The sequence below is a fragment of the Aggregatibacter actinomycetemcomitans genome (assembly GCF_003130205.1).
GTDB classification, from domain to species: domain Bacteria; phylum Pseudomonadota; class Gammaproteobacteria; order Enterobacterales; family Pasteurellaceae; genus Aggregatibacter; species Aggregatibacter actinomycetemcomitans_A.
Window position 1 is genome coordinate 18,421 of the sequence record NZ_NRDF01000016.1, and the last position, 19,726, is coordinate 38,146.

Sequence of the window (19,726 nt, forward strand, 5' to 3'; positions counted from 1 at the left end):
CCCTTTGTGTTAGCAAAAATCGGCTCATTTTAATGGATCTTGTCTAACCTGTGAAGCAAACATTGGAAAATGCTCCAAAAACCGACCGCACTTTACACGGCGAAACGCATCTTCGCATAAAGTGCGGTCGGTTTCAGAGGTGTTTTTTAACTAGGTGAAACTCCATAACAATAACGCCAATAACTGCGGCGAAATAATCCGCAGGAACATGGCGAGCGGATACACCGTGGCATAAGACAATGCCGCCGCGCCGCTTTCTTCCTTAATGGCATTGGCGAAAGCCAGCGCCGGCGGATCGGTCATGGAACCCGCCAGCACGCCGCACAGGGAAAGGTAATTGAGCTTGCTGTATAAGCGAGCAACAATGCCGGTAATCAGCAGCGGTATCAGGGTGATCACTACGCCGTATCCCATCCATTCCAAACCGCTGCCGTTAAGCAGAGTATCCAGGAAGCTGCCGCCGGATTTTAACCCGACCACCGCCAGGAACAGCACAATCCCGATTTCACGCAAAGCAAGGTTGGCGCTTGGCGGCATAAACCAATACAGTTTTCCCACACTACCGATCCGCGCCAAAATCAACGCAACCACTAACGGACCGCCCGCTAACCCCAGTTTTAACGCCACCGGGAAACCGGGAATGTAAAACGGAATGGAGCCTAACAACACGCCTAAGCCAATCCCGATAAACACCGGCAACATTTGCACTTGCTGCAATTTTTGTTCGGCGTTACCGATCACGGAGATGGCGTTATTTAACACATCGGTACGTCCAACCATGTGCAACACGTCACCGAATTGCAGGCTGGTATTGGCGGTCGGCACCAGTTCTACCCCGGCACGATTCAAGCGGGAAATTACCACACCGTACTTTTGGTGAATGCCCAGCGATTTAATTTTCTTGCCCAGCACTTTTTCACTGGTGACGACGACCCGTTCCGCACGAATCTCGCCGCTGATATTGGAAATCGGTAAATCCAATTCCTCACCGATGACCAAACGCATTTTTTTCAATGCCGGCACTTCGCCCACCAAGTGCAGCACGTCACCCGGAAAAATTTCCGTATCGGCTTTCGGCACGCTGATGTCGTCACCGCGTTTCAAACGGGAACAGACCACATCATGACTTTCAAAACCCGGAATATCCGCCAAGCGCAAACCGTCTAGATTTTTATTGGTTACTTTTATGTTAATGGAGCCCAAAGATTCCTTATCCTGCCCGCTTTCATGTTGGAAATTGCGTTCTTCGTCGTCCACTTTCACTTTAAATGCCAAGCGAATGAGCCACATACATAACAAAATCCCGCAAATACCGAACGGATACGCCATCGCGTATGCCGTCCCCATGGTGGTGTTCGCATCAGCAAAGCCCAATTCGTTTAAAATCTGTTGCCCCGCACCGAGAGACGGCGTATTGGTCACCGCCCCGGAATAAATCCCCAAAATAATATCCAACGGCATGCCCGCAAACTTATGAATCACTACCACAGTGAGCCCGCCGAGCAGTACGATTAAAAATGCAAAACCGTTCAGTTTTAATCCTGAACGGCGCAGTGATGAGAAAAACCCCGGACCGACCTGAATTCCGATGGTATAAACAAACAGAATTAAGCCGAATTCCTGCACGAAATGCAACGTGTGCATATCCAGCTTCAGCCCGTATTCATTGGTAAAATGCGCCACGATGATCCCACCGAACAGCACGCCCCCCACGCCGAAACCGACGCCTTTGATTCTCCAATGCCCGATCCATAGCCCGATAACGGCAACTAACGCTAATAGGCTCGTCGTAATTGCAATATCGCTCATATTTACCTCAAACAAAATTAGCTGAAAAGATTATAACAAGTTGATTTTTCACTTGCTGAAGTAAAGCTAAAAAATGCCGACTCCATCACATTTTTACTTGCCTAATAAGAAAATCTTTTTAAAATGAACCGCACTTTTTCGTTATCGGATTATATGATGGATCATACTCAGGAAATTATTACTTCTTTACTTTGGATTGCAAAAACCTTGGCAATCACCGCCGTTGTTTTCAGTTTCAGTATCTTTTTATTGGTGTATCTCACCAGCTGGGGCAAACAATTCTGGATGTTCGCTGGCGGCTATCTTTCGCCGAAGCGCAGCATCAAACCGCTGTTATTTTTCACCTTAATCGTCACCTTGACGCTATTTAGCGTGCGCCTCAGCTTGGTGTACTCCATCTGGTATAACAATATGTACACCGCGCTCCAGGAATTCAACGAACCGGTATTTTGGGAACAAATGCTCCTCTTTGGCTTTATTGCCGGCTTTTCCGTTCTCTCGGCGCTTATTAGCTATTACGTTAGCCAACGCTTTTCCATTAACTGGATTGAATGGCTGAATAGCGAAATGGTGGAAAAATGGATGAGTAATCGCGCTTACTACAAAAGCCAATATACTGGTCATAATCTGGACAACCCCGATCAGCGGATTCAACAAGACGTGCAATCTTACGTCAAAACCACTCTTTCCCTCAGCACCGGCGTAATCAATGCCGTCACCTCCATGATTTCCTACACCATTTTGCTGTGGGGCTTGGCGGGCCCGATGCGCGTGCTCGGCGTAAAAATTCCGCACATGATGGTATTTCTGGTGTTCGCTTATGTGATTTTCACCACGTTTATCGCCTTTTGGCTTGGGAAACCCCTAATCCGCCTGAATTTCGCCAATGAGAAATTAAACGCGAACTATCGTTATTCCCTAATCCGCGTCAAAGAATACGCCGAAAGTATCGCTTTCTATGCCGGTGAAAAAGTGGAAAAAAGCCAACTGTATAAACAATTTCGCGCGGTTATCGACAATATGTGGGACATCGTGTTTCGAACGTTAAAATTTTCCGGTTTCAACTTGGTAGTAAGCCAAATTTCGGTGGTGTTCCCGCTACTCATTCAAGTAGGGCGTTATTTTGAAAAACAAATTAAACTGGGCGACTTAATGCAAACCTTACAGGTTTTCGGACAGTTACACTCAAATCTCTCCTTTTTCCGTAACAGTTACGACAATTTCGCCGAATATAAAGCCACATTAGACCGTTTAACCGGCTTCCAATACAGCGTAGAAGCGGCACAAAAAGAGAGTAAAACGCATATTTCCGACCACCCGAGCGATGTCATTTTCCAACAGCTCAGCGTTAAATCGCCGCTTGGCAAAACCCTGATTAAAGATCTCAATCTCACCCTACTAAAAGGGAATTCACTGCTTATTCAAGGGCAATCGGGCGTAGGTAAAACCACCTTATTACGCACCGTTGCGGGATTATGGACACATGCCCGAGGAAAAGTGTTCTGCCCGCAACATAACACCCTGTTCCTATCACAGCGCCCTTATCTGCCACAAGGGGATTTACTCACAGCACTGTATTACCCGAATTCCACAGAAAAAACGGATTTGGCGGAAGTCAGCGAGGTGTTACAACAAGTTCAGCTTGCCCATTTGCAGGATCGTTTGGCACAGGAACAAGACTGGAACCGCATTTTATCCCTCGGCGAACAACAACGCCTTGCCTTCGCCCGTTTATTATTGCACAAGCCGCAAGTCGCCTTTTTAGACGAAGCTACCGCCAGTCTTGACGAAGGGCTGGAAGACGCCATGTATCGTCTCATTCGCCATACATTACCGAATACGACGATTATCAGCGTAGGGCACCGTTCAACGTTGGTGCCGTTGCATCAACATCGTTTGGAGTTGCAGGTTGATGGAAGTTGGATATTGACTACCGGTTAAGATTTTCGCTCTACTTCACCACAGAGTCCGATCGATGCCTAAAGTGCGGTAGTGTTTTACAGTGTTTTTTAAAACCCTTGAAAAGGGCATAGCAGAAAAGTAGTGGGTAAAAGTGAGTTAAAGACCTTATAGTACGGGGCATTAACCCACTTTTTTGAATTTATCAACAAAAAAATGCATTACGCTGACACAGATGGGGAAAGCCTTAAAAGTTATCATTAGGACGCCTAAAAATAGCCATAAAAATGACTTTTATGTCCGGTTCTGTGGTATCGAAATCATCAAACGTTGTTGACGGAACGCTCGGACAAGCCGAATGAGAGAAGGGTGATTTTTCTTAGAAAAAGCGATATATGAATTAGTTATTCACCTTTGAACAATATGCCGATTTAGGCATTGAAAAACAACTAATCGACTTAAAGGATAAGAATTAAAACAAAAATTAGCCGTGCATCATGGTTTAACAAGGAGGCGTAACATAGTGTTTATTAAGGATTTTCTAAAATAGAAAGAGTTGGTTTTACCAACTCTTTTGTCTATATTCCTGCATATTTATTATTGTTTAATAAATATACAGACCCTGTTAGAGTACTCGATCGATGTCTCTAGATGTTCTATCAGTTAAATTATCAGAATTTGTAGCTCACTGATAAGACGAAAGTTCGCCCTCTGGCATAATTATTCAGAATAGAATTGGTCTTTCCACCGTATCTTCCGTTACATAATCCGTTAGAATCACACTGAACTATATCATCTCCATAGGAATTGAGATTTTCAAAGGTGGAGAAATAACGTTGGGTTGCGGCATCATTTGCGGCATCCAACGGGTCAATATATCTTTTATCAAAGACATTTTATATATCCGCGCGAATGACTAAATTTTCGATGGGTTCATAAGCCACATAGAAATCAACCGCTAACGGTTGCTTATCAATAGTCTCGGTTTCTTTAATCACACGTTTGCCGATATTATGCGGATCAGCGGTATTGCCGGGTTGAGTGCCGTCAATGTATCTTTCTTCCGTAGTGGCACGTTTACTTTTACCGTAATATCTGACCGCACTTCCGACGGTTAATTTACGATCAAACCAGCGTGAACCGATTTCCAAGCGACCATAATCTCTCGGCAACGTAGAAATTTTAGTTAAACCATAACCTTGTTTTATTTGATCCTGTTTCGATGCGTTATTTGGTGATTCACTGGCATCGCTGTAGTTAGTCGGCTGATTGGTTTTCTGATAAGCGTAAGACAAATTGGTAAAGAACCGACCCGCATCATAATTAAGCTCTAATTCCAAGCCATGTTTATTGACGCGTTTTTGATAATTTCGGTGTTGAATCGTATAGCTCAGCCCGGTTGTCGTTACCCAACTTGGCGGTACACCGGCTTGAGTATTCCACCATTTGCCATAAACGTTATGGATGTAATCTTTAATGCGGCTACGATAAAACACGGCTTTTAAACCCAATACATCATCATCCAGGAACACATTATTTTTGAACGTATTAAAACCGATTTGATAGGTATCCGCACGCTCGGGTTTTAAGTTTGTGTTCACACCGGAATCGCCGATTTGTGAAAAATACATTTCCTGAATATTCGGCATTCTATGGGTTCTGGCATAGCTGATAAAAGGCATAAAATAATCACTTGGCGCGGCGCTCAAAACGACGGAATGATTGACCGCACTTTTCTTGCCGCCCTTTTTATACACCGGTTCATACAAATCACAACTTGGATTGCAGTGTTTTTTATAAATTTCCGAATCTTCTCCAAATGCCTTTTTAAAATCGCTCGGGCTGTTGTAATAGGCAGTATATTCACCGTTAAACTTGTACTTCACAAAATTCACACTGTAATCAAGTTTAAAGATGTCACGAGTCAAAGAGGTATCCAGATAAACCGTATTAAAACGCTGTTCGCCGGAAGGCTGTAAAATAGTCGATTTTTGCGGAAGTATGCCTTTATCGCCTTTGAAACGACCTAAAAAGTCATATAGTCTGCCTTTTTGCGAAGGACCGTCGTAAAAAGGACTGAGTTCTTCCGGGAAGCGATTTTTAGTATATTGATTTTTAAATAAATTCACGCCTAAGGTCGTTTTCAGATCGGTTTCTTTTGGCAGCGAAAAGGTATAGCTGTTACTAATATCAATAATATCCGCCGTATTTTTGGTTTCTAAATATTTCAGTACCTGCCAGCCGCCAAAACGTGAACCGCTCGGATACTTTTGTTTGCCTACGTTATGTGCCAGCAATACATTGAGATCAAGATAGCCATTATTATTAAAATTATAATTTAATTGATAATTCCGATTCTCGATTTTTCTACTGCCGATATGATTATCAAGCGTTCGGTATTGTAAATTTAAGGTATGTCGATCATCTGAAAATTCCACTTTCACTAAATGGCTTTTTGAACGCTGAACCAAACTTGAAGGATCTATCGGTGTTAAATCCCATTGTGGAACTTCGTTTTCATTCCAGATTTTACCTAACTCGGCGATATATTCCTTTAACTTTTGCGGATCGTTATATTTTTTATTCCAAGGATATTCCCACGTACTCTTACCCGCTGAATTTTTTATCGAAAAGTCACGTTCCCATTCGTTTTTTTCACTGTTAAATTTCAACTGATGGCTGCGGAAAAATTCATTTCTTTTTCTTTCAAGAAACCCTTTACCTACATCGGAGATACGTTCGCCACCACCGCCGACCTTATAATTTTGTGAAACCTCTCTTTGGCTATAACCGTACAGAACACCGATATATCCGCCATTGTCCAACCATTTACGGGCAGCGCCCATTGCCATGTAGTTATATTTGGTTTCGTTATCGCCGGTTAATCCTTTAGTGAGGAAGCCATAGTTTTTATCTCCCTGAATCACATCATTTACACCCAAAGTTCTGAAATTTGCCGCCCCGTACAAGGAATTTACCCCGCCGGTTCCGCTAAAATTGCCTTTGGTTAAATCTATACCGGCAATAAAATTCGGATCGATTGCCGCACCAAACTGCGAATTACCACCTGCACGCCCCGCATCCATGGAGGTTGAATAAAAAGTTTGTGTCACCCCATCAACCATGGTGTTCGCCCGTCCAAACCCGGTTTCGCCGCGAATGTTTAAGGATAGTACGCCGGAACCTTTATCCTGTTGAGTAAACGCCCCGGGAATACTGCGTACCACATTATCAACGGTTTCTGTGGACTTGAAGACATTCTCGCGGGTACTTTTGGCTTTCGCCTCGGTAAATGGTTTTTTCTCGTTCGCAATGGTTTTTTCAACAACGTCGATTTGATCTAATTGTTCCTCTGCATTGGCAACATTCAGCACGTTTAAAATGCAAAATGTGACCAAATTTAACTTAATAAACTTGCTCATTTATTCTCCTTAGGAAAGTTTATTTTTATTAGTCTTGATAATCATTCTCATTATCGATCTTTTTATAAATGAATACAATAAAAGCAATATAAGATTTTTGCTAAAACGTGTTTGCAGAAGAATCAATTAGATAAGCTGCATCAATTTTACAAGTGATCAATAAATAAGCATTTTTATCAATATTGACAGGCGACTTATTTTATATAGAAAAATAAGTTATTAGCAAGAAAAAAAGAAATTCAAAAAATGGGAAGAGGGGAGATAAAGAAGAAAAAAGTGCGGTGAAAATCCACCGCACTTTTTACACAAAAACCAATAAAACGCTAGCAAACAACTAAATTGACATTCTTGTTTTTCAGCAGTTCATCAATGCTCGGCGGTACGTCCATGTCGGTAAAAACATATTCCACATCGGTAATTGAACCCAGTTTCACCATGGCGCGGCGGCTGAATTTGGAATGGTCGGTGACTAACAAGGTGTTGCGGGAATTATCAATAATTGCCCGTTTAACCTGCACTTCGTGGTAATCGTAATCCAGCAATGTGCCGTCTAAATCAATAGCGCTGATGCCTAACACGCCGAAATCCAGACGGAATTGGGACAAAAATTCTACCGTCGATTCACCGATAATGCCGCCGTCTTGACGTAAAGAACCGCTGGCGATGGTAATGTCGAAAGAGTCATTTTGCATGAGAATATGCGCGGCATTGAGATTGTTGGTGACAATACGTAATCTTTGATGCCCCAGCAAAGCAAAAGAAACGGCTTCGGAGGTAGTGCCGATGTCGATAAACAATGAGGCGCCATTTGGAATGAGCTCAACCGCCTGTTTGGCGATACGATTTTTTTCTTGAGAAAAAAAGTGTTTGCGATCGTGATAATCGCTGTTTTCGGCGGTGGAAGGTGAAGCGGCGCCGCCATGATGACGGCGAATGAAGTTGGCTTCCGCCAGTTCATTTAAATCGCGTCGAATGGTTTGCGGACTCACGTCAAACAAAGCCACCAATTCATCGGTGCTCAAATACCCTTTTTGCTTCACCAGTTCGACAATTTTTTGATGACGAAGAGATTGTCTCATGCGTATTTCCTCATTCCCATAAGCATTCGGGCTGCTAATTTACCGCATTTTAGTGAGGAAATCACGATTTAACGCGAATATTTCGATCCGCAAACGCCAGCAATACGCCCACCAACAAACCGGAAATATGCGCCGTGTTGCCAATATTAATATCCACCAGCGGACCGGCAAAGCCAAGCAAAATCCCGACCACCAACATATTGAAAAAGCCTTCCGGCACGTCAAAATCCATTTTTTTATTGAGCTTATCCAACACAAATACATAGCCCAGCACCGCATACACCACGCCGGACAAGCCAAAGAATGCCGGTCCGCTCACCATGTTTTGCGCAATGCCGCTCACCGCGCCGGCAAGGAAATAAATTTGCAGCAGCTTGAAACTGCCCAATCGGCGTTCAATCGCGCCACCGAAAATCCACCACCATGTGAGGTTAAACAGAATGTGCATATTGGACAAATGCACTAAAGTATGGCTGAAATAGCGCCAAATTTCGCCGTATTGGTCGGACTCATCGGGAAAATGGGAAAACAGTACGATAGGTTCGGCAAAACCGAATAACATGCCAAGATAAATCAGGGCACAAAGTGCGGTCACAATGACGGTTATTTTTCGCTGTTGAAGGTAAGCCGGCAAGGAAATTGCACTGTGCGGTTGCGCATCATTGGATACTGCCCCACGACGCACTTTAATGGGGCTTGCGCCGCTTTGCCAGGCCTGCGCGTTCTGCTGTGCCAGCCATGTTTGTAAAACATCGTCACATTCCTGCACAATCGCTTCAAAGTGCGGTGCATTTTGCGGCAGAAAAACATGATAAGCCGGCTCGCCCTGTTCGTTGGTCTTTTCTTCAACGACTAAATCCACTTGATATTTCGCGCGAATATGCTCACGAAAATGACTGACTAACGCGGGAATTTCACTACCAAACAAATGCTGCATTTGCTATATTCCTTTTCCAAAAATTTGATGTACGGAGAAAAAATGAGAAATTCAAATTTGCCCTCGGGCTTCAGCCCTTTCAGCTGGGCGATTGCTATGTTTTGCTTACCGGTGTTGCTTTGGCCTTTGGCGCTGTTAATTTCACCGAATTTATTGAATAACCCGAACCTCAGCGACAGCCAAATCCACGCCATGTCGGTTTTCCTGTGGGGTTATCCTTTCGTTTTGGGCATCATAGCACGGATTCTTTATAAACTGCATGAGCGTAAACCCACGTTAGCACGTCGGGGTTTAACCATAAGTGCGGTCATTTTTTACGGCGTTTTATTCTATGTCGCCGTTGTCGGATTTAACTAAAAAGCGCTGATTAATAGGCGGTTTCCAGCGGCAAATTGGCTTCCACCCAACCGGCAAAGCCACCCCGCACGCTATACACTTTTTCATAGCCGCGTTGTAACAGAAACATAGCGACACTGCGGCTACTCACACCATGATAACAACTCACCACAATCGGCTGGTCGTAATCATATTCTGCTTCAAAATCCGGCCAGGTGAGTTCCGTTAAATTCACCGCGCCCTGTGCGTGGGAATAATTAAAACTCGCCTGATCGCGCACATCCGCCAGTACGGCATTTTCATCCTGTTGTAACATCTCCCACGCCTGTTGTGGGGAGATTTCAATAAATTCTGTCATAAACGTGATTCATTAATGGGCTTTATGGCTGGTGCCGTAAAGGATTTTGTCCGTATATGCCATGGCAATGGCGGAAGCTAAGAAGCCCAAATGTAAAAGCAGCTGCCACATCATGGTTTTTTCATCCATATTTGACGCATTCACGAAGGTTTGCAACATATGGATAGACGAAATGCTGATAATCGACATCGCCAATTTCACTTTCAACACCGACGCATTCACATGGCTCAACCATTCCGGCTGATCCGGATGCCCGCGCGTGCGCAGCTTGGAGACGAAAATCTCATACCCGCCGATAATCACCATCACCAGCAAATTGGCGATCATAACTACATCAATCAGATTCAACACCGCCAACATCACGGTGTTGGAATCCATTTTCTGTAAATTGACAATTAAATGCCACAGGGATTTCATAAATTTATAAGCATAAATGCCCTGCACGACGATCAACCCGAGATAAATCGGCAGTTGCAGCCAACGGCTGGCGAAAATAATTTTACTGATTGCCGTCGGCTCATAACGCGGTTTAATTTGTTGTCCTTGGTTCGCTTGTTGCACGGTTTCCCCCAAAAAAGATTAAAAGTATAAAAAGGCGGGCAAAATTAACCGTTTTCCGCCTAAAATTCAACGTTTTTTTAACATTATGGGGAAATTGTAAAAACGCATTAAAAATCCACCGCACTTTTATTCTTCTAAATTTTCCTTCGTTACCAACAACCGCTCCGTTTCAAAATCATGGTGCAGCGGTTCGATGTCCGGTAGGGTTTTGGTGGCTTTGGCGGAGAGGGCTTTGAAGCGTTCCACTTTGCCCATTAAACCTTGTTGCCCGACCAGCGCGGTGACGGTGCTGTTGTAGTGGGAGCTGACGGCGGAAAGGCTGTTGCCGACTTTTGCCAAACGTTCGGCGAGAAGGCAGATTTGGTTATAAATGTCGCCGGCTTTTTCGCTGATTTCGCGCGCTTCCGCATTGCCGCGCTCTACCCGCCACAGGTTCGCCACGGTACGCAAAATCGGCATGAGTGTGGTGTGGGACACCATGATGACATTTTTGTCGTAACCGTAACCGAACAGACTTGGATCCATTTTTAACGCTTCAATATAAGCGGGTTCCACGGCAACGAACATCAGCACGAAATTCGGGCTGCGTACGCCGATAAGGTTGCTATAATCCTTGCGCGATAACTCGTCGATGTGATTGCGCAGCGCTTTAATATGCTCACGCAGGAACGCCTGACGTGCCATTTCATCTTCAGAACTGACCGCACTTTCATAGGCATTGAGGGACATTTTGCTGTCGATAATCAAATGTTTGTCAGCGGGTAGATTGAGAATAAAATCGGGATAATTTCGTTTGCCTTCCTCGTTTTTAAAATGCGCCTGCGCGGTGTAATGTTCGTCTTCCACCAAACCGGCGGATTGCAACGCGCGCTCCAGTTGCATTTCGCCCCAGTTGCCGAGGGTTTTCTTTTCGCCTTTTAACGCGGACGTGAGGTTATTCGCCTGTTGCGACATACTCAAGCCGATTTCCAGCACTTTTTTAATTTCCGCTTCCAGACCGGCGTTGCCTTTAACGGACTCCGAATGAATTTCATTCACCCGCTTCTGAAAACTTTCAATTTGCTCACGGAACGGCTTCAGCAGGCTGTTCATGGAGGCTTGATTGGTTTGTTGGAAACGCTGACTTTTTTCTTCCAGAATACGATTGGCAAGATTTTGAAATTCCGTGTTGAGCTGTTGTTTGGTTTGCTCGAAATTTTGCTGCTGTTCGGCAAAATGTTTTTCTTTTTCCGTTAACGTGATCTTGAGCTCCGCCAGCTCCTGGGAAAGTGCGGTGTGTTTTTCCGTTAAATTTGCCAACGCTTCTTCGCGACGGGAAATCAGGCTTTGGCTTTGTTTCAGCTGACCGCGCAACCCCTCCGTCTGCGCCGACGCCACGCCGAAACGTTCTTTTAAAGCGGTAATCTGCTCCGCAATGGCGCTGTGGCGGGCTTGTTCTTCGTTCAGTTCCGTTTGCAAATACAGCACTTTTTCATCGCGCTCGGTGAGGCGAATTTGCAAGCCGTCCGCCACGGTTTGCGCTTTCACCACTTCTTGTTCCAATTGATTTTTGCGTGCGGTGACGGCATCAAATTTCGCCAATAACTGATTAAAATCTTCGATATTTTTATTGAGATCCTGCTGCAATTCCACGCTGTCACGCTTGCGTCGCGCGCCCACAAATAACAAAATCAGGCAAAGCACGCCGAGCGCGGCGCAAATGCCCAGTAACACATTTAAATCAATATCCGGTACAAACATTTTTCCTCCTGCTGTTGGCGCATTAGTATAAAGGAAATCCGCGCCCTTTGCCGACCTTTTTCGGGTGGCAAAACGCCGTAAACTTGCGTAAAATTGCTTTCATCAAAAACGTTTGCCAAAATGACCGCACTTTTAGGAATCCGCATGAGCGAACCTTTATTTCAAGCCACCAAACACGAAGAACACTGCCCGCAATGCGGCGCCTTGTTGCAAATCAAACAGGGCAAAAAAGGGCTGTTTCTCGGCTGTTCCGCTTACCCGCAATGCGAGTACCTGAAGCCATTGCACGCAGGCAATGAAGTAAAAATCCTCAAAATGCTGGAACAAAGCTGCCCCGAATGCGGACAGCTTCTAGCGTTAAAACAAGGGCATTTCGGGATGTTCATCGGTTGCAGCAATTACCCCGACTGCCATTTTGTGGTGCATGAGGAGGCGGAGGAAGAAACGGAAGTACATCTGCCTTGCCCGGAATGCAAAGCAGGGCAATTGGTGGCGCGACGCGGACGTGTGGGCAAACCGTTTTACGCCTGCAACCGCTTCCCGCACTGCAAATTCTCCGTGCCGAGCAAGCCGTATGCCGTACGCTGCCCGCAATGCCACGGCAGTTTAGCCTTATTAAAAAAACAACAGGACGGTCAACGCACCTGGCAATGCGTCAACAAAGCCTGCCGTCATATTTTCACGACCGAGTAACCTCATGAATTTACAAGATATTGTTGAACAGTTGAAACTCCAACGCGTGGTGGCGTATCCCACCGAAGCGGTGTTCGGCTTGGGCTGCAATCCGAATAGCCAAAGTGCGGTGGAAAATTTACTTGTTTTGAAACAGCGCCCCGTGTCGAAAGGCTTGATTCTGATTGCGCCGACTTTGGATTTTTTATTGCCCTTTATTAATGAAGCCCGTTTAACGGAACCCCATTGGCAACGTCTCACCACACAATACGCCCGCCCGACCACGTGGGTCGTTCCCGCGAAAAAGACCACGCCGAGCTTTCTCACCGGCGATTTTGACAGCATCGCAGTGCGCATCAGTCGGCACCCCGCCGTCAAACTGTTATGTGAGCAAGCGGGTTTCGCGCTCACCTCCACCAGCGCCAATTTAAGCGGACAATCGCCCTGCCGCACGGCGCAGGAAGTCACCCGTCAATTCGGCGCCGATTTTCCGGTGTTGGAGATGCCCGTGGGCAGTGCGGTTAACCCGTCGGAAATTCGCGATATTTTCACCAACCAAATTTTTCGTCAAGGATAAATCATGTTATACGCCGTTTGGGGCACCCCTATCATTCAAAGCAAATCACCGCAAATTCACCGCATTTTCGCCGAACAAACCGCACAAGACGTGCAATATGACGCCATATTGGGCGACGAACAGGATTTTGAACAGCAATTGCTGGCGTTTTTTGCGAAAGGCGCGGCGGGCTGTAATATCACCTCACCTTTCAAAGAACGGGCGTTCAAACTGGCACAGGCACACAGCGAACGCTGTTTATTGGCAGAAGCCTGTAATACCCTGAAAAAACGGGATGACGGCAGCCTTTACGCGGACAACACAGACGGTGCCGGTTTAGTAACGGATTTGCAGCGTTTACATTGGCTCAAGCCGAATCAAACGCTACTGATTCTCGGCGCGGGAGGCGCCACCAAAGGCGTATTATTGCCCTTATTACAGGCACAGCAAAACATTATGATTGCCAACCGCACCTTATTCAAAGCGCAACAACTGGCGGACAAGTTCGCGCCTTATGGCAATATTCGGGCGGTTGAACCGGATAAAATTCCCGCGCAGTCTTTTGATCTGGTGATAAATGCGACTTCATCAGGCTTACACGGCGGCACGGTACAAATTGATGACGCCATTTTGCGAATGGCGAAAGCGGTTTACGATATGCAATATGATCGACAACAAGACACGCCGTTTTTGGCGCGTTGCCGTACGTTGGGCGTGCAAAAGCGCAGTGACGGCTTCGGGATGTTGTTGGCGCAAGCGGCGCATTCCTTCCATTTATGGCGTGGCGTGATGCCGAACATCGAGCCGCTGTTTGAGGCGTTATAATCGGGTCGGGCTATGTTTGGTGCGCCAAACGCCGTCGGCGATGATCAACAACATGGCGATGACCAGGCAAATAAACAGCGGATAACTCTGTACATCAATTTCTTCGCCGATGAGCAACGAAATCCCCACCATCAGGCAAGGTTCTACATAGCCCAGCAAGCCCAACAGGTTCATCGGTAAATGGTTGCTGGCGAGAATATAGGAATTGAGCGCGGTGCCGCTGATTAAGCCGAGGATCAACAATAAGGTTAAAATATTCGGGTTACTTTGCTGCACCTGGGCAATATCCACCTGCCAGGCGAAATAAATACAAAACGGCAATAAGGTCAGCATTTCCAGGAAGAACGCCGCCAGATCGGTCATTTTCAAGATGCGGCGAACCACAAAATAGGTGGTGTACCCCACGCAAATGACCGAGGCTTCCCAAGAAATCTCCCCTTTCAGCACAATATTCGACAGCACGCCCACGGCAGCAATTACCACCGCAAAAAATTTAATGCGGGAAATACGTTCTTTAAAAATAAGGCGCGCCGCCGCCACCATCACCAAGGGCAGCAATAAATAGCCGAAAGAAACACTGAGCGAGCTACCGTTATTCGGCGCCCACAGAAACAACCACATTTGGAAGCCCATCAGCGCGCCGGTAAACACAAACGCCAGCGCAAAGTACGGTTGTTTTTGAATGCGTTTTAAATGGGCGACAAGTGCCGCTTGCTGTTTAAACAGCACCACTGCCGCCGCCACGAAAGGCAGGGTGAACACAATGCGATAGCCAAAAATATCCGTTCCGCTCAAAGGTAACAGCAAGGTGGAAAAATAATACATATAGCCGAACAGCAGGGAGGCAAATAATGAAAATGCGATGCCTTTTAACATGGTGAAAAAACTCCTTAGATAATGACCGCACTTTACTCCAACAAATCCCAAAATGCACGCACTAAAGGACGCTCCAGCGCAGGTTTTAAGGCGCATACGCCCAATTCGAAAGGAGCAATAGGCACATCCAATTGCAACGTGGAAATCTGACTGTTCAACGGGCTGTTTTTAATCACCACATCCGGCAGCAACGGGCAGTCATCGTGCGGGCGTGTTGGAATCCTCTTTTGTGGCGGAAGTGAAATCCGACTTAATGGGCGAACAAACCATTCTGTGCGGTATGTTGCAAGCGGGTTCCATCGTTTGTTACGACAAATTGGTGGCGGACGGCAAAGATCCGGCTTACGCGGGCAAATTGGTACAATACGGCTGGGAAACCATCACCGAAGCCTTAAAACAAGGCGGTATCACATTGATGATGGATCGTTTATCCAACAGCGCAAAATTACGTGCCTTTGAGTTAGCGGAACAAATCAAAGAAGAATTGGCATTCTTATTCGCCAAACACATGGACGATATTATCAACGGCGAATTCTCCCGCGTGATGATGGAAGACCGGGCGATCGGCGATGCCAACTTATTGAAATGGCGTGAAGAAACCGGCAAAACCGCCTTTGAAAACGCACCGAAATACGACAGTAAAATCAGCGAGCAGGAATATTTCGATAACGGCGTGTTAATGGTCGCTATGGTGAAAGCGAGCGTGGAATTGGCGTTCGACACCATGGTCGCAAGCGGCATTTACGAAGAATCCGCGTACTACGAATCCCTGCACGAATTACCGTTAATCGCCAACACCATCGCGTGTAAACGCTTATATGAAATGAACGTGGTGATTTCCGACACGGCGGAATACGGTAACTACTTATTCGCCAACGTTGCCGGCCCGATCATGCAAAAAGCCTTGGTACCGACCTTACGCAAAGGCGACATCGGTGAACCGACCCCGACGGTAGAAATCGACAACATCACGTTACGCGATGTCAACGATGAAATCCGCAATCACTCGGTGGAATTAATCGGTCAGGAATTATGCGGTTACATGAAAGACATGAAACGGATTTCCTTACAAGGTTAATGCCCGAAAGAAACAAAAGCCGACAATATTGTAGGCTTTTTTATGGGGGAAAAGTGCGGTCGTTTCCGGAAATGTTTTTACGTGCTGCAAGCAACTCGCGCAAGAAGTGATAATAAGTTGACAGCCTGTGGTTTGAAGATTAAAATCTGCGGTCTGTTCTTGTATGGACAGATTTGTAAAACAACATTCTTTAATGAATTTATTAAACTGGAGTTTTTTAATGGCAACAATCAACCAGCTAGTACGCAAACCGCGTGTGAAAAAGGTTGTAAAAAGTAACGTTCCTGCATTAGAGGCTTGCCCGCAGAAACGTGGTGTATGCACCCGTGTGTACACAACTACACCTAAAAAACCGAACTCAGCATTACGTAAAGTATGCCGTATTCGTTTAACCAATGGTTTCGAAGTAACCTCATACATCGGCGGTGAAGGTCACAACCTTCAAGAACACAGTGTTGTGCTTATCCGTGGTGGTCGTGTTAAAGACTTACCGGGTGTGCGTTATCACACCGTACGCGGCGCATTAGACTGCGCAGGCGTGAAAGATCGTAAACAAGGTCGTTCTAAATACGGCGTTAAACGTCCTAAAGCTTAATGGATCTCTGTTAAGTAAGGCCAAACGTCTAAATTAGTAAAACTTATTTAAATCACAAACTCCAGTATCTAATTAGCCTCTTGTAAAAAGTGCGGCTAATTTTTATCGAGTTTTGGGATACCCTGAAGATTATAGAAACGGAGAAATTCGCAATGCCACGTCGTCGTAGTATTGAACAACGCAAGATTTTACCGGATCCGAAGTTCGGTTCAGAATTACTTGCTAAATTTATCAATGTCATCATGGTAGATGGTAAAAAATCTATCGCAGAATCTATCGTTTATAACGCGTTAGACACTTTAGCTCAACGTACCGGTAAAGAAGCTTTGGAAGCTTTTGAAGCAGCATTAGAAAACGTGCGCCCAACCGTGGAAGTGAAATCCCGTCGTGTCGGTGGTTCTACTTACCAAGTGCCGGTTGAAGTTCGTCCGGTTCGTCGTAACGCATTAGGTATGCGTTGGATCGTTGAAGCTGCACGCAAACGCGGTGATAAATCCATGGCTTTACGTTTAGCTAACGAATTGTCCGACGCTTCCGAAAACAAAGGCGCGGCAGTTAAGAAACGTGAAGACGTTCACCGTATGGCTGAAGCTAACAAAGCGTTTGCCCACTACCGTTGGTAATATTCGGTTAGTATTTACGTTTTTGGGCTTCATCTCATATTTCTATGTGGTGAAGCCTCATTCATATATAAAATTTCATATTTAATTTTAAATAAGAAATCGTCAAGGAAATAATAATGGCTCGTACAACCCCTATTGAAAGATATCGTAACATTGGTATCAGTGCGCATATTGATGCGGGTAAAACTACTACTACTGAGCGTATCTTGTTCTATACCGGTGTCAGTCACAAAATCGGTGAAGTACACGATGGTGCTGCAACCATGGACTGGATGGAACAGGAACAAGAACGTGGGATTACCATCACCTCTGCGGCAACCACCGCATTCTGGTCCGGTATGTCACAACAATTCCCACAACACCGTATTAACGTTATCGACACCCCGGGACACGTTGACTTTACTGTTGAAGTAGAACGTTCTATGCGTGTTCTTGATGGCGCGGTGATGGTTTACTGTGCAGTTGGTGGTGTTCAACCACAATCCGAAACTGTGTGGCGTCAAGCAAACAAATATGAAGTACCGCGTATTGCGTTCGTTAATAAAATGGACCGTACCGGCGCAAACTTCCTACGCGTGGTTGACCAATTAAAAACCCGTTTAGGTGCAAATGCCGTTCCGCTTCAACTACCAATCGGTTCAGAAGAAAACTTCACCGGTGTTGTTGATTTGATCAAAATGAAAGCGATCAACTGGAACGAAGCTGACCAGGGTATGACCTTCACTTATGAAGATGTTCCCGCCGATATGCACACTGCCTGTGAAGAATGGCGCCAAAACTTAATTGAAGCGGCAGCAGAAGCTTCAGAAGAGTTAATGGAAAAATACCTCGGTGGTGAAGAGTTAACTGAAGAAGAAATCAAAGCAGGTCTTCGTCAACGCGTATTAGCAAACGAAATCATCTTAGTAACCTGTGGTTCCGCGTTCAAAAACAAAGGTGTGCAAGCGATGCTGGATGCTGTTGTTGAATACTTGCCGGCGCCAACCGATATTCCTGCGATTAAAGGTATTAACCCGGATGAAACCGAAGGTGAGCGTCATGCAAGCGATGAAGAGCCGTTCTCCTCATTGGCATTCAAAATCGCAACTGACCCATTCGTGGGTAACTTAACCTTCTTCCGTGTGTACTCCGGCGTAATCAATTCCGGCGATACCGTATTGAACTCCGTACGTCAAAAGCGTGAACGCTTTGGTCGTATCGTTCAAATGCACGCAAACAAACGTGAAGAAATCAAAGAAGTTCGCGCAGGTGATATTGCGGCGGCAATCGGCTTAAAAGACGTCACCACCGGTGATACATTATGTGCGATTGACGCGCCAATCATCCTTGAGCGTATGGAATTCCCTGAGCCGGTAATCTCTGTTGCTGTAGAACCAAAAACCAAAGCAGACCAAGAAAAAATGGGTATTGCATTAGGTCGTTTAGCACAAGAAGACCCTTCATTCCGTGTTCACACTGATGAAGAATCCGGTGAAACCATCATTTCCGGTATGGGGGAATTACACTTGGATATCATCGTTGACCGTATGAAACGTGAGTTCAAAGTGGAAGCTAACATCGGTAAACCACAAGTATCTTACCGTGAAACTATTCGTACCCGTGTTAACGATGTGGAAGGTAAACACGCAAAACAATCCGGTGGTCGCGGTCAATACGGTCATGTGGTTATTGACTTGTATCCATTAGAGCCGGAAGGTCCGGGCTATGAATTTGTTAACGAAATCAAAGGTGGTGTAATCCCTGGTGAATATATCCCGGCCGTTGACAAAGGTATTCAAGAACAACTTAAATCCGGTCCGTTAGCGGGTTACCCGGTAGTTGATATCGGTGTTCGTTTGCACTTCGGTTCATACCATGATGTGGACTCCTCCGAATTAGCGTTTAAATTAGCGGCATCTTTAGCATTTAAAGCAGCGTTCGCTAAAGCAAACCCTGTTCTGCTTGAGCCAATCATGAAAGTTGAAGTAGAAACCCCACCTGAGTACGTAGGTGACGTAATCGGTGACTTAAGCCGTCGTCGTGCAATGGTGAACGGTCAAGAAGCGAACGAATTCGTTGTTAAAATCGATGCAGAAGTCCCGCTTTCAGAAATGTTCGGTTACGCAACTGACTTACGTTCCCAAACTCAGGGTCGTGCTTCCTACTCAATGGAACCATTGAAATATGCTGAAGCACCGAAAAACGTAGCTGAAGCCGTAATTGAAGCTCGTAAAAAATAATTTTGTTTAACTAATCCACAAGCCACTCCGGCTTGTGGACTTATACATTGAGGAAACTTAATCGTGTCTAAAGAAAAATTTGAACGTACAAAACCGCACGTTAACGTGGGTACAATCGGCCACGTTGACCATGGTAAAACC

At 45.6% G+C, this 19,726-nt stretch carries 16 protein-coding genes and 3 pseudogenes; 10 read left to right on the forward strand and 9 right to left on the reverse strand.

The features are described from left to right. Positions 1-150 precede the first annotated feature (150 nt). On the reverse strand, positions 151-1,809 hold the full coding sequence (locus DK423_RS09595; protein WP_005578442.1) for a putative transporter: 1,659 nt from the start codon (positions 1,807-1,809) through the stop codon (positions 151-153). 156 nt (positions 1,810-1,965) lie between these two features. On the opposite strand from DK423_RS09595, the gene DK423_RS09600 reads away from it, so the two are divergent. Continuing rightward, positions 1,966-3,750, forward strand: a complete 1,785-nt coding sequence (locus DK423_RS09600) for an ABC transporter ATP-binding protein/permease (RefSeq protein WP_081110684.1) — start codon at positions 1,966-1,968, stop codon at positions 3,748-3,750. A gap of 629 nt (positions 3,751-4,379) precedes the next feature. Here DK423_RS09600 and DK423_RS09610 read toward each other — a convergent pair. From DK423_RS09610 to DK423_RS09620, 3 genes and pseudogenes are all read right to left on the reverse strand, one after another. Beyond that, positions 4,380-7,130: pseudogene (locus DK423_RS09610) on the reverse strand (TonB-dependent receptor domain-containing protein). A 323-nt stretch (positions 7,131-7,453) separates the two neighbouring features. Further along, positions 7,454-8,209, reverse strand: a complete 756-nt coding sequence (locus DK423_RS09615; RefSeq protein ID WP_005555529.1) for a DeoR/GlpR family transcriptional regulator — start codon at positions 8,207-8,209, stop codon at positions 7,454-7,456. A 61-nt stretch (positions 8,210-8,270) separates the two neighbouring features. Beyond that, positions 8,271-9,146 (reverse strand): rhomboid family intramembrane serine protease, encoded by an 876-nt coding sequence (locus DK423_RS09620; protein WP_005555527.1) that lies wholly within the window; start codon positions 9,144-9,146, stop codon positions 8,271-8,273. 42 nt (positions 9,147-9,188) lie between these two features. Here DK423_RS09620 and DK423_RS09625 point away from each other — a divergent pair, with 42 nt between their 5' ends. Next, positions 9,189-9,503, forward strand: a complete 315-nt coding sequence (locus tag DK423_RS09625; RefSeq protein ID WP_176607391.1) for a DUF5389 domain-containing protein — start codon at positions 9,189-9,191, stop codon at positions 9,501-9,503. A 10-nt stretch (positions 9,504-9,513) separates the two neighbouring features. Here the strand turns inward: DK423_RS09625 and glpE are convergent, their stop codons facing one another. From glpE to DK423_RS09640, 3 genes are all read right to left on the reverse strand, one after another. After that, entirely contained in the window at positions 9,514-9,840 is a 327-nt protein-coding gene (glpE, locus tag DK423_RS09630) for a thiosulfate sulfurtransferase GlpE (RefSeq protein ID WP_005555520.1), read from the reverse strand. A 12-nt stretch (positions 9,841-9,852) separates the two neighbouring features. Continuing rightward, positions 9,853-10,401, reverse strand: coding sequence for a TIGR00645 family protein (locus tag DK423_RS09635; protein WP_050542428.1), 549 nt, complete (start codon positions 10,399-10,401; stop codon positions 9,853-9,855). A gap of 126 nt (positions 10,402-10,527) precedes the next feature. After that, positions 10,528-12,141, reverse strand: coding sequence for a DNA recombination protein RmuC (locus DK423_RS09640; protein WP_061885775.1), 1,614 nt, complete (start codon positions 12,139-12,141; stop codon positions 10,528-10,530). Between the two features lie 144 nt (positions 12,142-12,285). On the opposite strand from DK423_RS09640, the gene DK423_RS09645 reads away from it, so the two are divergent. The 3 genes from DK423_RS09645 to aroE are packed head-to-tail and all read left to right on the forward strand — an operon-like array spanning position 12,286 to position 14,194. Then, entirely contained in the window at positions 12,286-12,834 is a 549-nt protein-coding gene (locus DK423_RS09645; RefSeq protein ID WP_032996484.1) for a DNA topoisomerase family protein, read from the forward strand. A 4-nt stretch (positions 12,835-12,838) separates the two neighbouring features. After that, positions 12,839-13,390 (forward strand): Sua5/YciO/YrdC/YwlC family protein, encoded by a 552-nt coding sequence (locus tag DK423_RS09650; RefSeq protein WP_005555510.1) that lies wholly within the window; start codon positions 12,839-12,841, stop codon positions 13,388-13,390. A gap of 3 nt (positions 13,391-13,393) precedes the next feature. Beyond that, entirely contained in the window at positions 13,394-14,194 is an 801-nt protein-coding gene (gene aroE / locus DK423_RS09655) for a shikimate dehydrogenase (RefSeq protein ID WP_005555508.1), read from the forward strand. Here aroE and rarD read toward each other — a convergent pair. Together rarD and DK423_RS09665 are read right to left on the reverse strand one after the other, a co-directional pair. After that, complete coding sequence (gene rarD, locus DK423_RS09660) at positions 14,189-15,070, reverse strand: EamA family transporter RarD (protein ID WP_005555505.1); 882 nt, start codon at positions 15,068-15,070, stop codon at positions 14,189-14,191. The two genes, aroE and rarD, sit on opposite strands and share 6 nt — an antisense overlap. Positions 15,071-15,102: 32 nt before the next feature. After that, entirely contained in the window at positions 15,103-15,261 is a 159-nt protein-coding gene (locus DK423_RS09665; protein WP_005555504.1) for a hypothetical protein, read from the reverse strand. Here DK423_RS09665 and DK423_RS09670 point away from each other — a divergent pair. From DK423_RS09670 to DK423_RS09695, 5 genes and pseudogenes are all read left to right on the forward strand, one after another. Then, positions 15,255-16,148 (forward strand): annotated as a pseudogene (locus DK423_RS09670) (ketol-acid reductoisomerase); the annotation flags it as partial. The gene DK423_RS09665 and the pseudogene DK423_RS09670 sit on opposite strands and share 7 nt — an antisense overlap. A 220-nt stretch (positions 16,149-16,368) precedes the next feature. Continuing rightward, positions 16,369-16,743 carry a 30S ribosomal protein S12 gene (rpsL, locus tag DK423_RS09680; protein WP_005543325.1) on the forward strand — a complete coding sequence of 125 codons (375 nt, stop codon included), beginning with the start codon at positions 16,369-16,371 and terminating at the stop codon, positions 16,741-16,743. Between the two features lie 152 nt (positions 16,744-16,895). Further along, complete coding sequence (gene rpsG / locus DK423_RS09685) at positions 16,896-17,366, forward strand: 30S ribosomal protein S7 (RefSeq protein ID WP_005555497.1); 471 nt, start codon at positions 16,896-16,898, stop codon at positions 17,364-17,366. A 116-nt stretch (positions 17,367-17,482) separates the two neighbouring features. After that, complete coding sequence (gene fusA / locus DK423_RS09690; RefSeq protein ID WP_005555494.1) at positions 17,483-19,585, forward strand: elongation factor G; 2,103 nt, start codon at positions 17,483-17,485, stop codon at positions 19,583-19,585. A 63-nt stretch (positions 19,586-19,648) separates the two neighbouring features. Then, positions 19,649-19,726, forward strand: a pseudogene (locus tag DK423_RS09695) (GTP-binding protein); the annotation flags it as partial.